General features: G+C 55.1%; 10 protein-coding genes. 5 read left to right on the top strand and 5 right to left on the bottom strand.

Features of this window, described 5'->3' with window-relative positions:
- Positions 1 to 146 precede the first annotated feature (146 nt).
- Entirely contained in the window at positions 147 to 1,043 is an 897-nt protein-coding gene (locus P9J57_RS19155) for a LysR family transcriptional regulator (RefSeq protein WP_015701240.1), read from the top strand.
- 109 nt (positions 1,044 to 1,152) lie between these two features.
- Positions 1,153 to 2,376 carry an MFS transporter gene (locus tag P9J57_RS19150; RefSeq protein ID WP_022622131.1) on the top strand — a complete coding sequence of 408 codons (1,224 nt, stop codon included), beginning with the start codon at positions 1,153 to 1,155 and terminating at the stop codon, positions 2,374 to 2,376.
- Between the two features lie 48 nt (positions 2,377 to 2,424).
- Here the strand turns inward: P9J57_RS19150 and P9J57_RS19145 are convergent, their stop codons facing one another.
- The 3 genes from P9J57_RS19145 to P9J57_RS19135 all read right to left on the bottom strand — a co-directional run bounded on the left by P9J57_RS19145 (position 2,425) and on the right by P9J57_RS19135 (position 7,407).
- Positions 2,425 to 4,815, bottom strand: a complete 2,391-nt coding sequence (locus tag P9J57_RS19145) for a glucose/quinate/shikimate family membrane-bound PQQ-dependent dehydrogenase (RefSeq protein ID WP_014606912.1) — start codon at positions 4,813 to 4,815, stop codon at positions 2,425 to 2,427.
- A 266-nt stretch (positions 4,816 to 5,081) separates the two neighbouring features.
- The gene (locus P9J57_RS19140) at positions 5,082 to 5,687 is read right to left on the bottom strand and encodes a hypothetical protein (protein ID WP_013024213.1); all 606 of its coding nucleotides are present in this window, start codon (positions 5,685 to 5,687) and stop codon (positions 5,082 to 5,084) included.
- Positions 5,688 to 6,246: 559 nt separating this feature from the next.
- Complete coding sequence (locus P9J57_RS19135; protein ID WP_014595093.1) at positions 6,247 to 7,407, bottom strand: Gfo/Idh/MocA family protein; 1,161 nt, start codon at positions 7,405 to 7,407, stop codon at positions 6,247 to 6,249.
- A gap of 274 nt (positions 7,408 to 7,681) precedes the next feature.
- Here P9J57_RS19135 and P9J57_RS19130 point away from each other — a divergent pair, with 274 nt between their 5' ends.
- Both P9J57_RS19130 and P9J57_RS19125 read left to right on the top strand, forming a co-directional pair.
- Positions 7,682 to 8,557: a glucosamine kinase nucleotide-binding domain-containing protein gene (locus tag P9J57_RS19130; RefSeq protein WP_015701238.1), complete on the top strand. Its 876-nt coding sequence runs from the start codon at positions 7,682 to 7,684 to the stop codon at positions 8,555 to 8,557.
- Complete coding sequence (locus P9J57_RS19125) at positions 8,554 to 9,672, top strand: ROK family transcriptional regulator (RefSeq protein ID WP_015701237.1); 1,119 nt, start codon at positions 8,554 to 8,556, stop codon at positions 9,670 to 9,672. The genes P9J57_RS19130 and P9J57_RS19125 overlap by 4 nt, the downstream gene beginning before the upstream one ends.
- A 22-nt stretch (positions 9,673 to 9,694) precedes the next feature.
- On the opposite strand, the gene P9J57_RS19120 is transcribed toward P9J57_RS19125, so the two are convergent.
- Positions 9,695 to 10,786, bottom strand: a complete 1,092-nt coding sequence (locus P9J57_RS19120; RefSeq protein WP_014606908.1) for an ABC transporter ATP-binding protein — start codon at positions 10,784 to 10,786, stop codon at positions 9,695 to 9,697.
- 12 nt (positions 10,787 to 10,798) lie between these two features.
- A complete protein-coding gene (locus P9J57_RS19115) occupies positions 10,799 to 11,398 on the bottom strand; it encodes a GNAT family N-acetyltransferase (protein WP_015701236.1) in 600 nt (199 codons plus the stop codon).
- Between the two features lie 526 nt (positions 11,399 to 11,924).
- On the opposite strand from P9J57_RS19115, the gene P9J57_RS19110 reads away from it, so the two are divergent.
- Entirely contained in the window at positions 11,925 to 13,256 is a 1,332-nt protein-coding gene (locus P9J57_RS19110) for an ABC transporter substrate-binding protein (RefSeq protein ID WP_041457931.1), read from the top strand.
- Positions 13,257 to 13,283 lie beyond the last annotated feature (27 nt).

The following is a 13,283-nucleotide window of genomic DNA, read 5'->3' as shown; positions in this document are numbered from 1 at the left end:
GTCCATGCATCGTCAGGGCTGCCTCGCGTCCTTTTTCCTGCTCCCACGCTGTCCGCTTTCCTTCCGTTGCTTTATTCTGACTGCCTGAGGCACGGCGTCGTGGCTGTGCAATAACCTTCAGCAGGCCGATTTGTCCCAGGAACCCGATGACTAACAGCGATAACCTGATCGCCATGATGTTGTTTGCGCGCGTGGTGGAACTCAAAAGCTTTACGGAAGCCGCACGCGTACTCGGCGTGTCAAAGTCCCACATCAGCCGGGAAATTGCCGGGCTGGAACAGCGGCTGGGCATTCGGCTGCTCCAGCGTACGACTCGCCGGATGACGCTGACGGAACTCGGCCAGGCTTACTATCCCTTTTGCGTGCGTATGCTGGACGAAATGCACCGGGCCGAAGATTTTGTGCAGCAGGCTCACCAAAATCCTGCCGGTAATGTCCGCTTACAGGCGCCCGTCACCTATGGCTGCCAGTGCATCGTGCCGCTGCTGAATCGGTTTCTGCGCGGTCATCTGCACATCAATGTCGATCTCAGCCTTACGGATAACAACGATGAGACCCTTGGCGACGGGGTAGACATCGCGATAGTTATCCGTGCTCATGCGCCCCGCCAGGGCAACTTTCGTGTTTTGAGCGACATCCACTGGGGCCTGTACGCCGCGCCTGACTACCTGGCGCAGCATCCTGCCATTTCGCATCCGCGCCTGTTACCCCGCCATGATCTCTTGATGTTTCACGGTCCGGCGCACACGGCGGCACTGCCTTTTCGTCGCGATAAGCTGCGTCTGGCGGTAGACGTGCGTAGCCGCTTTCGGGCCAATAACAGTATGGCGCTGCTGAACGCTGCACTGGCGGGCAACGGCATCGCCTATCTGCCTTCCTATATGGTGCAGGAGGCGCTGACGCAGGGGCAAATTGTCCAGGTGCTGCCGGAGTGGCAGATGGATCGCTCACAGAGCTACCTGCTGAGGCATCAGGACATCGCATCGGCCTCTCCCATCAACCTGCTGTGCGATACGCTGATCGACCAACTGGGCGCGCACTGATTGTTGCAGTACAGCAACAAAACAGGCCAGTCAGCAAATATCGCGCGCCGACTGTTGTTGTCTCGTCACCATTGTTAGCCTGAGTCCCTAAACACGATGGGGATATCGCATGGAAATCACGTCTGAGGCACCTGTATTCCACCACTGGAAACGTAACTTATGGGTTTGCGTCTTTGGCTCGTTTACGACCCTGGTCGCCATGACCTTGCTGCTGCCTTTTTTACCCTTGTATGTTCAACAGCTGGGCGTACAGCACCCGGCGGCCATTGCGCGCTGGTCCGGCGTGGCCTATGGCGCAACCTTTCTCAGCGCCGCGTTAACCGCGCCGCTGTGGGGCAGGCTGGGCGATCGCTACGGCCGTAAGCTGATGCTGATCCGGGCGAGCCTGGGAATGGCCCTTGCCATGGCACTGATCGGCATGGCAACCGCTGTGTGGCAACTGGTGGCGCTGCGTTTACTGGCGGGATTACTCGGGGGCTATTCTTCCGGCTCCACCATTCTGATTGCTGCGCAAACCCCTAAAGCGCATACCGGATGGGCGTTAGGCGTGCTGGCATCCGGCATGATGGCCGGTAATGTTATAGGCCCCATACTGGGCGGTGTACTCCCGCCGCTGATCGGCATTCGGGCTACGTTCTGGCTGACGGGGGCGGTCATTTTTGTGGCATTCCTGGCGACCACCTTTTTGCTGAAGGAGCCAGCCGTGGCGCGTAAGAAGGTGCAGAGCGTTTGTCCTCAGCCGGGCGAGGCTGCTGCTCCCTTTGACCGGGCGATAGTCAGGCTGATGTGGTTAACGGCCATGCTGCTGGTGTTTGCCAATATGTCGATAGAGCCTGTCATCACGCTGTATATCGGCCAGTTTTTACATCAGGAGCATGCCATCACCCTGATGTCCGGCCTGGTGATGGCCGCAGCCGCGCTGGGCAGTATTCTTTCAGCACCCTTTGTCGGCAAGCTGGCCGACCGCGTGGGGCACTGGCGGGTCCTGAGCGCTGGCCTGTTTGGCTGCGCGCTGTTACTGATCCCTCAGGCTTTTATTACCGATGCCTGGCAGCTGCTGCCGTTACGTTTCCTGATGGGCATGTCGCTGGGCGGTCTGATGCCCTGCATTACCGCCATTATCCGTCACCACGTTCCCGCCGTGCAGGTGGGGCGCATGCTCGGCTATTCGACGTCGGCGCAGTATATCGGCCAGGTCAGTGGTCCCCTTTTTGGTGGGGTGATTGGTGGCGCGTGGGGAATGCGGCCAGTATTTCTGGCCACCTGCATGGTCATGGGGCTGTGCGCCTGGTTAAGCTGGCGCTCCCCACGCGCAAAAGCACAGGGCAGATAGCAGGCATAAAAAAAGGCGGACCGGAGTCCGCCTCTGTTCAGGTGTTAATTACTTCTGGTCGGGCAGCGCATAGGCAATCACGTAATCGCCCAGCTTGGTGCCGAATGAACCATGGCCACCGGCAGCAATCACAACGTATTGCTTGCCGTTAACTTCATAGGTCATTGGCGTTGCCTGACCACCGGCTGGCAGGCGCGCCTGCCACAAGAGTTCACCGGTGTCGGTGCTGTAAGCGCGCAGGTAGTTATCAGCCGTTGCGCCAATAAAGAACACTTTGCCTGCGGTGGCAACCGGTCCGCCCAGCATTGGCATACCCATTTTAAAGGGCAGCGGTACAGGTGAGCTGTCACGAACGGTACCAATACGTTGTTTCCACACCACTTCGTTGGTTTTCAGGTCAACAGCAGAAACATAACCCCATGCAGGTTGTTTACACGGCAGACCAAAAGGTGACAGGAACGGATTCAGTTCAACGCCATACGGCACGCCGTACTGCGGCTGAATACCGGTTTCAGTACCTGAACCGCCCGTTGCGCCTTTTGGTGGCTCTTCCGGATTACCCGGACCGCGTGGGATCAGCTTAGACACGAACGGCAGCGCCATTGGGTTAGCAATCGCAATCTGACGATGCGGATCAACGGAAATGCCGCCCCATTCAAACATGCCCAGGTTACCCGGGAAGACCAGGGTGCCCTGCTCAGAAGGTGGCGTGAACGGACCTTCGTAGCGCAGACGTTTGAAAATCACGCGGCACACCAGTTGGTCATACATCGTCGCGCCCCACATGTCCTTATCCGTCAGGTTCTGTTTCGGACGGAAGGTCAGTTCAGAGTAAGGCTGTGTAGCTGAGACATGGTCGCCCTTAGCCGCGCCCTGCGGAACAGGGGTTTCCGGGGCCGGAACCACAGTTTTACCTGTGCGGCGATCCAGAACAAAGATGTTCCCGGTTTTGGCAGGGGCATAGATAACCGGCACGGTATTACCGTCTTTATCGGTAATATCCGCCAGCGTCGGCTGCGAAGGCAGGTCCATATCCCACAGATCGTGATGCACAGTCTGATATGACCACACCAGCTTACCGGTCGTCGCGTTCAGCGCCAGCACGCTGCTGGCATAACGTTCCTGCTCAGGTGTGCGGTTGCCGCCCCAGATATCCGGCGTGGTCACCCCCATTGGCAGGTAAACGATATCCAGCTTCGGATCGTAAACCGCAGGTGCCCACGAGTTAGGGGAGTTCATGGTGAACGTGTGTTCATCCGCCGGAATCGCGTTAGGATCTTTCGCGCCCGGATCGAACACCCACAACAGTTTACCGGTGTTCACATCAAAGCCACGGATGGCGCCTGAAGGTTCACGGGTTGAAAAGTTATCGGTTACCGCGCCGGCCATCACAATGGTGGTGTCAGTAATCACCGGTGGCGAGGTTGGCTCATACATGCCTGGCGTTGTAACCGGCTGCTTGTGCTGCAGATCCAGCTCACCGTTGTTACCAAAGGCCGGGCAGCGTTCACCGGTTTCCGCATCCAGCGCGAACAAACGCCCGTCATTGACTGGCAGGTAGATACGACGCGAGCACAGCGCAGGCTGGGTATTGGACGCATCCTTCGCTGCAGGGAATTCGTGGTATGACACACCACGACAGGTCACGTGCTGGAAGGTTGGGTTGGTTTTCAGGCCGGGATCAAACTTCCACTTTTGCTTGCCGGTGGCCGCATCCAGAGCAAATAAAATCTGATGTGGCGTGCAAAGATACAGCGTGTCGCGAATCTTGATTGGCGTCACTTCATCGGTAATTTCGCCCGGATCGCTTGGGCGTTTCATATCACCGGTCTGGAATTGCCAGGCAACCTGCAGTTCTTTCACATTGTCGTGGTTGATCTGCTTGAGCGGCGAGAAGCGCGTACCTTGCTGATCGCGCGCATAGGCCGGCCAGTCGCCATCAGCAATATTGCTCAACGGCTGTGCCTGAGGCGCATTATCCGCTGTTGCCGGTAATGCACCGTTAACCACTTGCGGATCATTAAAGACGGAATAGGTTAACACCGCTGCACTGGCAACCAGCGCTACGCCCATGGCACCCAGTGCGCCTTTACCCGGCTGGTATAAGCCGCGATAGACAAAGGGCAACACCAGCCAGACGCCAAAGATCACCAGTACGTCGGTACGCGGTGCCAGTGCCCAGAAGTCGGTGCCGACTTCCCAAACGCCCCAGGCCAGCGTAGCCAGCAGTAAGAGCGCATAGACAACCAGGGCAGCGCTGTTACGTCGCCACAGCAGGAAAGCGGTAAGCAGCATGGCTGCACCGCCGATGATGTAGTACCAGGAACCACCGATCGTGGCCAGCCAGATACCACCAATTAACATGAACGCACCCGTTAGCACGGCGAACAGCACCGTTAAAAAACGGACCACGCTAAAGGATGAGGAGTTTTTCCCCATAATGTTGACCTCATTTCGTTGCCAGAAAACTCAGGAAAACAATCAGATAGATTGTTGTCAGTCATAAAGTACAAAAGATGAAAGGCATTCTTATTTCGCTCTTCCCTGAAGCGTGATGATCCATATCTGTTAAATGTTATAGCAAAATTGGTATGAGTTTTGATTTTTTTGGCTTAAAGCTCTTAACAACGCATCTAAGGCAATACTTTAGACGGTGTTAATGGGGCTTGCCGATATGATTCAATAGTGCCAGGAGATAAGAAAGGTTAAAGCGTAAAGGGAATGAGATCGCCAGACGCGCGTTGTAATTGCCAGCCGCTAATGTTAAGTGCCGCGAGTTGTTCTGCTGATAACGTCGGTTCGTAACCGCGCACGATAATCTCGGCGCCTTTCCCTTTTAATGACTCAAGAAAAAAAGGAAATGTAAATTTCCGATAGTTGTCATTAAAGAATGAATAACTTAAGACAATGGCGGAAAAAGGAAAGGATTCGACTAAATGCCAGTCTGCGCCAGGCGGTGCAAAATCAAAAAGCCAGAAACGATAAGCGTTAATTAATTCCAGTAATTTTTCCTGATGGGCCCTGAGGTTGCGATAATTAATACCAATACGCACCCGCGCATCCTGTAGGTGTAAATAACGTTCGGGATGCTGAATCCATTCTTTTAACTGTGCATCACACAGGGGGATAATGATTAATGCTTCTTCAGTTGCAAGATGGTTGTGCAATGAAATAATGTTGTCATCGTTAAGTATCCTTTTCGTCGGTTGTGTGCAGTCCGAATTCGGGAGGTGGTAACAAATACCGGCCACCTGACTCGTGACGTGATGAATAGGCTCAGTAATATAAGGGTTATATCCGCTATTTTTCATTATCTCATCGAAACTATTTAACGTTTGCTGTGAATTTTATTTTTTGCATAACGAGAGGGAAGTACGGCGATTAATATACGCGATTCTCCTGGCAACACACGTTTTTTATATATTAATCAGCACTTTTTTGTTATCCGTTATTTAAATTTATATGCACTCTAATGATAACGTTAAATGGTCTTTTCTGGCGTGACTACTCGTCGAAAGCGTTAATTCACCCTGCACGTTGTTTTGTAAAACGCGTAATAAACGTCATCTGATTATCAGCAGAAAGTGTCGTTATGATGTCACAACGGCCGCTTCGTTTACTGCTTTATCTTATCCTGAGTTAAGTTATCAGCAGAGCAGGCGGTTTTTTTTAATAATCATCCGCACAGGTCAATCCTCATGGAAAACGCAGGCGGAAACGCCTGATGCCGCGCGACGCTTGCCCGCAGGGCGGGAGAAGTACAGGTGTGGAGGAATAAAAAAACCGGCCTGAGGCCGGTTTAAGTAGGGTACCAGTCGTCGAGCTATGTTTAACCTGATGGGCTCGGGGGAGTGAGCTATCAGGAGGGAACTAGTGCGTTCCCGTTTTTCCCAGGTTGGCGTCAAAACGTGTCCAGCTTTCGGTCAGATCGATGACGCTGCGGGTTTTGCGCGCTTCATCAATCTTAATGGCCGTCAGGCCGGCTTCCAGTGCGTCAACAACAGAAACTTTTAGCGGCGTTCCCTGCTTGACGTGCTTAACGATCTCTTCCGCCATTAAGGCATCGGCACCGTAATGACCGTCATAGGCGTTGCCGCTGTAGGCGGTTTCCACTTCTTTTTCGCCGGTGCGTGCGTTGTGCACGCGAAAATAGTTACGGACAAAATCGCCTTCAGCCATGCCGTCAGTGCCTATCACGCAGAACCGGCGGAATTCGTCCGGGACGTTGAGGTTAGCGTGAAAAGACAGCGTTGCGCCGCTGGCGTACTCAATCAGGGCGGTCTGGTAATCGACAATATCGGCATCGCTGCTAAACACCGCGTCGGTACTCGACCAGCCGCTGGGCTTAGTGTGATAAATCTCAGACTGCTCGGTGATCGCACCTTGTGGTGCATGCTGAGGCGTGAACGACTTGCGTCCGCCAAAGCTGGCTACCCGAAGGGGGCGCTCCTGCATTAATCCCTGGTAGAGATCGATGTCGTGACAGCATTTTTCCAGAATATAAGGACCGGCATACTTTTCGAGCCTGCGCCAGTCGCGCTGGAAGAACGCGCCATGATAAGGCTTAATATGTTCTGTCGCTTCAATAGAGGTGATTTCACCCAGGCGACGATCGTCACGTGCTGCCAGCAGATCGTGATAGAGCGGCGAGTAACGCAGCACCAGCCCTACCAGAATACGGTCTTCGCCATACTGCTGAACCAGTTTTGCCATCGCCATCGTTTGTTCTTCGTTAATCACGACAGGCTTTTCAGTAAACACAGTATAGCCTGCTGCCAGCGCCTGTGTGACATGCTCAAGATGCATAAAGTTAGGCGAGCCCACCAGCAGCAAATCAAAACCACCCTGTTGCAGCAGCGCCTCAACGGAATCGAACGCTTTGCCGGGATCGATGCCGAAACTGTGCAGATTCGGCAAACCGGCCGGTGCTGGATCGTAATAACCTACCAGCGAAAATTCGGTATCAGCCTTGTGAAACTCTTTAACGACATGAGAAAGACGAAAGCCGAGACCAATAATGCCTACTTTCATGGTAAACCCCTGATCCTGAATTCTGACAACGGTGAGTACGCCGCTGACGGGACGCAATGATGGAAAGACTGGCTACCAACTTATTACGACAGAAAAACTAATGTCAATAACGCGTTGTGTGATTTGCATACGTATTTTTGGATATTTCATTGATTTTAAATAATAAATAGTTATTGTTTTTTGCCTATATTTATTTGTTATTGCGATTTAAGTTTTTTTCACCTATCGTTCGCAGATTACAGAATCGAGATGCGTTTACGGCGGGAGGAAGCGCGTGCAATCACACTATCTCCTTGGTATTGATGGCGGCGGTACGCAGTGTCGCGCGCGGTTGACCGACGCGAATGGCAACGTGCTGGCTCAGGCGGTGGGCGGCCCCGCCAACGTCTGGTCACAGTTTGATGCGGCTCTGAACTGCGTTGAGCAGCTCATGGCAGCCGTGCTGTCTCAGGCAGGGCTGACGCCACAGGCGCTGGCGCAGACCTCGCTGGTGGCAGGATTAGCCGGTGCGAATGTGGCCTCGGTTAAGGCGCGCCTGACGCAATGGCAGCCTGCCTGCGCGACCGTGCAGGTGGTCAGCGATGTTGAGATCGCCTGCACCGGCGCCCATGCGGCGGCACCCGGTGCGGTTTTTATTATTGGCACCGGTAGCCAGGGCGCAGCCTGGGATGGCGAGCGGTTTACGCTGCTGGGCGGCTGGGGATTCGCGCTGTCCGATCACGGCTCCGGCGCTGAGCTGGGGCGACGCGCGCTGCGGCTGGCATTACTGGCCCATGAAGCCATCGTTGACAGCACAGACTTTACCCACGGCCTGATGGCACAGTTTAACCACAGCCCGGAAACCATGTTGATGTGGACGCGAGAAGCGATGCCCGCCGACTGGGCGCGCGTGGTGCCTGATATTTTTGCCGCCGCGCACGCGGACGATCGTCATGCCGTGGATCTCCTGCAGCAGACTGCAAGCGATATTGGCTTAATGGTCAGCCGTCTCTCTACCATCAGTCAGGGATGCGTCGCCCTCATGGGCGGGCTGGCCACACCGATTCAGCCCTGGCTGAGCGCGGAGAGTCAGGCCCGGCTGGTCGCTGCACAACACGATGCTCTGGACGGGGCATTAATGATGGCCCGGGCAAATCTGAGGACGCTATGATTGCTCCAAACGTTACCGCGCGCATTCTGAGACTGATCGTGGAACATGCGCCTGTCAGCCAGTCTGACCTCAAGGTCCGAAGCGGACTCAGCATGTCTACCGTCTCCCAGGCGACCAACCGACTGCTGGCGCAGGGCATCGTCCAGGAACTGGGGCTGCGCCGCGTATCAATGGGGCGGCCTAAAACCTTGCTGGGGCTGAATCCCGATCGCGCCAGCGTCATTGGCATTCAGCTTAACGCCGAGCGTAACCTGATCGTAATGACCGACCTCAGCGGCAATCTGCTGGGGGAACAGCAGATGCCTTCCGGCGCCATCACGCCACGACAGCTGGGCGATGCGCTGGCTAAATTTCTACGCGGCGTGGAAGAAAAACAGGTTGGCGCGATTGGCCTGGCCTTATCCGGTTTAGTCGATGCCGAAAACGGCTACTGTATTCGTTCGAAAGTGCTCGACTGGGAGAATGTCCCTATCGCGCAGATGCTGGAAACACGCTTTTCCCTGCCGGTATTTATCGAAAACGATGCCAATGCGATGGCGATGGCCACCCTGGTATTTGGCCAACTGGGCAACGCGCAGTCAGCGGTTATTGCGACTTACGGTAAAGGCATTGGCGCAGGCATTATTCTTAACCGCCGGCTGTATCGCGGGCGACATGGCAAAGCGGGCGAGATCGGTAACGGCCTGGTCGGCGATGGCTCGCTGCGTCTGCTTGAGGATGTGGCCTCGTCTCGGGCAATCCTGCAACGTGTCCAGCAGGATGAAGCGGGCGGTCCGCTAACGTTGCAGGCGCTCGATCAGCGGCCCACGGCCGAGGTGCTGAGCGCACTGGAAGAGGCGGGACGTGAACTGGGAATCTCCCTGGCCAATCTGTCGGTGGCGTACGATCCTGACGTCGTGTTCCTGGCGATGGAACCGCACATGGCTTCACGTATTCTGCTGGACCACATTACCCAGAGTTTTCAGGCCTATCGTCTGAAGCTGACGCCACAGACGACACCGCTGCAGTTTCTGACAGAATCAAACCGCATGTGGGCGCTGGGCGCGGCAGGCTTTGCCGTGAATATGCTGCTCGATCTGCTGGCTGCCCAGGCGGATGAAGAACCCGTGACCTGACGGCGCCGCAGCGCCATCCTGTTTAACGCAGACGCTGCCCCTGCTCATCAAACAGCAGGCAGTGGTCTGCCGATAAACCCAGCCTGACCTCCACGCCTAAATCACGCCGTTGCGCCTCGCGCGCCTCAACAACCAGCATCTGTTCAATGCCTAAATCAAGGTAAAGATAATTGGTGTGGCCGAGCATTTCGGCAAAGGAGAGCGTGCCGCTGAACTGACGTTCGGCTGGCGTTTCCGCGGCGGGCTGCATGTGCTCGGGACGAATGCCCAGGGTGACGCGCTGGCCCTCGCGGCAGGGCGCCGCAATCTTTAGCACCAGCTGCGTTATCTTCAAATCCGGCACGCGTAACTGCACCTCACCCTGACCCGTGGCGGTGACTTCAGCTTGGAGGAAATTCATCTTCGGCGAGCCGATAAAACCGGCCACAAACAGGTTGTCTGGGTCGCTGTACAACGCTAACGGCGCGCCAACCTGTTCAATCCGCCCTTTGCGCAGCACTACGATACGATCGGCAAGCGTCATCGCCTCTGACTGATCGTGGGTCACATAAATCATGGTATTGCCCAGCGAGGCGTGCAGGCGGGCAATCTCGATGCGCATTTGCAGACGCAGCTCGGCATCCAGGTTGGAGAGCGGCTCATCAAACAGGAAGATGCGCGGATGGCGAATAATGGCGCGGCCAATGGCCACGCGCTGACGCTGGCCCCCGGAAAGCGCCCGTGGCAGGCGATCCAGCAGTTCGGTCAGGTGCAAGCGCGCGGCGGTTTGTTCAATCGCCTGGGCTATCTCGGCTTTCGGCTTTTTCATCACCTCAAGCGGATAGGCCAGATTACCGCGCACCGTCATGTTGGGATAAAGCGCATAAGACTGAAACACCATGGCGATGCCGCGTTCGGTTGCGGGCTGACGGGTCATGTCTTTATCGTCAATCAGCAATGTGCCGTCAGTAATTTCTTCCAGCCCGGCGATCATCCGTAGCAGGGTAGATTTACCGCAGCCGGATGGCCCAACGAACACCACAAATTCGCCGCTGTTTACCCTGAGATCGACGCCGTGAATCACATCGATATGGTCATAGGACTTCTTAACGTTCTGTAAGCGCAGGCTGGTCATAAACTCTCTCACTTAAAGTAACTGGCCCATATATATGGCGTTGCTGCGCAGGATGTGGCTGAATCCCATGCGTTGATAGAACGCGCACACCTGTTCATTTTGCAGGCTGACGCCAAGGTGAACGCCTTTCACGCCGGCCTGGCGTAGCGCAGTCAGTTCCTGTGCAATCATCCTGCGGCCCCAGCCGCCTTGCTGCACCGGCGGCAGCAGATTGATATGTAAATGCGCGGGCCACTGTGTCACCAGCTGCGCATCGGCACGTTCAGGCTGACGGATGCTGTCGAGAATTTTGCTGTCATAGGGGGCGCTGGGCGTGCGGTCACGGTATTTTTCCTGAAGCTGAGGCCACCAGTGCTGCTCAAGCTGCGCTTCAAAGGCGCGGGTATCGGGCGTAGCGACAACATAGCCCATCACTTCGCCTTCCACGTCCAGCACAAAGGCAAAATCCGGTGCAAAGCGGGCGTAGGGCACCGCAAAGCGCTGTCCAGGATACTCGGGATCGGAATAGTGGTTACGGGCATCCTTACCGGCATTGGCGGTTTCCAGACAGATGCGGTAAAGCGCTGAATAGTCCGACTCGGTGGCCGGACGAATGACACCTTGATTCGCCATCGTCATCTCTCACAGGTCAGTAGTTGAACAACCTCACGGTAATGAAAGCTGACTTAGTTTTCAAGATGGAATAATTGCCCCGCTATCCTGAAGTCGCCTCCGCTCGGATCTTATTAGCTGACCAGGCCAGTCCCTGTGGGCTTCTGTCGCAGGCGGTGAACCGGCAGGCGGCAATCGTCAGAGGAAATAAAAAGTTAAAAATGTGAGCGTCATATGATTTTCATATTTTTTATCAGCAAGTTATTACGCCATTTTGAGGCTGGTTTATCGTGCTGGCCCGCGGCGAACGGACACCGATAACGCGCCAGATTTGTGCGGATTTCTCTCCGCTTATGCTGAGCGTTGCCCTGTCAGCGTGTTTTTTTGCGCAGGCTCACAACCTGGCAATTCCCAAGGTGGGATGTTTGACTTTATTTTTTTATTAAAGTAACTATGAGTGAGAAGGTGATTTATGCGGCGACAGTCTGCGGGATTGCAGACCCTGTGAAGAAAGGATGCCCATCCTGTATTGGAGAAAGTGAGCATGATGTCTGATTCCTCAGTTCGTTCGTTCCGTTTTCGCACTTCGGTTCGTAGCCTGTTGGCGGCGGGCTTGCTGATGGGCAGCGTTGCGCATGCCGACAGCACCGTTACCCTGAATGAATGGGATATCTACAGTTATCCTCAGCAAACGGCGGCCGTCGATGAAGGTATTAAAGACTTTTCCCAGCAAAACCCCGGTATCGTTATCAACCGGTCCGTGCACTCCTTTGAAGACACGCGCATTCCTCTTAAGTTGGCTCTGACCGCAGGTGAAGGTCCGCAGATTGCCCAGGTGAATCAGGGCGGCGGCGATATGGGATCGCTGGTCAAAGACAAACTGCTGCTGCCGCTGGATAGCTATGCGGCCGAATACGGTTGGACCCAAAAATTCCCGGATTCCATTCTCAAGCGTAACCGCTGGTCTGACAGCGGCCAGTTTGGCAGCGGCAAGCTGTACGGCGTGGCCAGCCTCGGTGAAATGGTTGGCCTCTATTATAACAAGGCGCTGCTGGATAAGGCCGGTATTGCGGTACCGAAAACCCTGAGCGAGCTTGACGCCGCAATGGCAAAACTCAAGCAGCAGGGCACGCCGCCAATGATGCTGGGTTTATTAGACGGCAACATGGGGCAGCAGTTACTCAGTACGCTGTGGGAAGCGCAAATTGAAAGCAGCGACCGCAAAAAACTGGATGATTTGATTTACGACGTGGGCGGCACGTTCAAAGATGACAAGCTGAAAAAAGCGGCCACCATAATGAAAGGCTGGGCTGACAAAGGTTATCTGTTCCCGGGCTATCAGGGCATTGGTCATGATGATGCCGCCACGTTATTCCAGAACGGTCAGTCTGCGTTCCTGGTGAGCGGAACCTGGTATCTGGGCCAGTTTAAAGACAACAAAGATATTCACTTCACCGGGATGCCAGCCGGTGACGGCGTTAAGCAGCCGTTGATGGTCGGCGGAACCGATCTGGCCTTCTCGATGACCAGCATGGCGAAAACCAAAGCCCAGCAGGATGCCGCCGCCAAATTTATTAACTATATGGTGTCGGACAGCATGGCAAACCGCTGGCTGAACGTTGGCTTCCTGCCGGCCAGTACCAATAAAGACGCAAAAATCCCGGCGGATAATCCGCTGTTAGGCGAAGCCTGGCAGGTGTGGCTGAACCTGAATGCCTACGACGGTCTGGGCCATTATATCGACTGGGCAACCCCGACCATGAACGCCGAACTGAATCAAAACGTTCAGCTGCTGCTGGCGGGCCGACAGACGGCTGAGCAGATGGTGATTAACTTCGATAACAACTATCAGCGTTACATGAAAACCCTGAAACACTAAGCCGGTTGCCCGGCAGCGAACCTGCCG

This window comes from Pantoea sp. nfd-35 (assembly GCF_056892255.1).
The sequence above is the reverse complement of the archived record's forward strand: the minus strand, read 5'-3'. Positions and strand labels throughout refer to the sequence as shown.

What these genes read in the sequence shown, in the direction of transcription:
- P9J57_RS19155 (WP_015701240.1), top strand. Translation starts at nt 147, where the DNA reads ATGACTAACAGCGATAACCTGATCGCCATGATGTTGTTTGCGCGCGTG.
- P9J57_RS19150 (WP_022622131.1), top strand. Translation starts at nt 1,153, where the DNA reads ATGGAAATCACGTCTGAGGCACCTGTATTCCACCACTGGAAACGTAAC.
- P9J57_RS19145 (WP_014606912.1), bottom strand. Translation starts at nt 4,815, where the DNA reads ATGGGGAAAAACTCCTCATCCTTTAGCGTGGTCCGTTTTTTAACGGTG.
- P9J57_RS19140 (WP_013024213.1), bottom strand. Translation starts at nt 5,687, where the DNA reads ATGAAAAATAGCGGATATAACCCTTATATTACTGAGCCTATTCATCAC.
- P9J57_RS19135 (WP_014595093.1), bottom strand. Translation starts at nt 7,407, where the DNA reads ATGAAAGTAGGCATTATTGGTCTCGGCTTTCGTCTTTCTCATGTCGTT.
- P9J57_RS19125 (WP_015701237.1), top strand. Translation starts at nt 8,554, where the DNA reads ATGATTGCTCCAAACGTTACCGCGCGCATTCTGAGACTGATCGTGGAA.
- P9J57_RS19120 (WP_014606908.1), bottom strand. Translation starts at nt 10,786, where the DNA reads ATGACCAGCCTGCGCTTACAGAACGTTAAGAAGTCCTATGACCATATC.
- P9J57_RS19115 (WP_015701236.1), bottom strand. Translation starts at nt 11,398, where the DNA reads ATGGCGAATCAAGGTGTCATTCGTCCGGCCACCGAGTCGGACTATTCA.
- P9J57_RS19110 (WP_041457931.1), top strand. Translation starts at nt 11,925, where the DNA reads ATGTCTGATTCCTCAGTTCGTTCGTTCCGTTTTCGCACTTCGGTTCGT.